The organism is Halorubrum sp. SP3 (genome assembly GCF_005435195.1).
Taxonomy (GTDB): domain Archaea; phylum Halobacteriota; class Halobacteria; order Halobacteriales; family Haloferacaceae; genus Halorubrum; species Halorubrum sodomense.
The window spans coordinates 1-228 of record NZ_SGTU01000729.1 but is presented as its reverse complement, the minus strand read 5'-3'; the positions used below and the strand labels follow the sequence as shown (position 1 = coordinate 228).

At 45.2% G+C, this 228-nt stretch carries 1 pseudogene; it reads left to right on the top strand.

The window, feature by feature from the left end:
* Positions 1–228, top strand: a pseudogene (locus EXE42_RS20025) (hypothetical protein); the annotation flags it as partial.

The following is a 228-nucleotide window of genomic DNA, read 5'->3' as shown; positions in this document are numbered from 1 at the left end:
GGAAAGACATTTAGAACAAACAATGCCGAGGCGGAGCCGCTAATCCAGACTTCTCTGCCGGAGTATGAGGAGTTCTTCCTAGACGGCCCTCATGACTTGGCATTAGAAGACTGGTGGGAGGCAGATTTCCTAGACTTCTTGCAACAGTTCTATTCCGAGTCAGCGCCGCCACAGTATCAAGAGTTGTATTTAGACAATATTCGATTGTTGAAAATAATCGATGATATA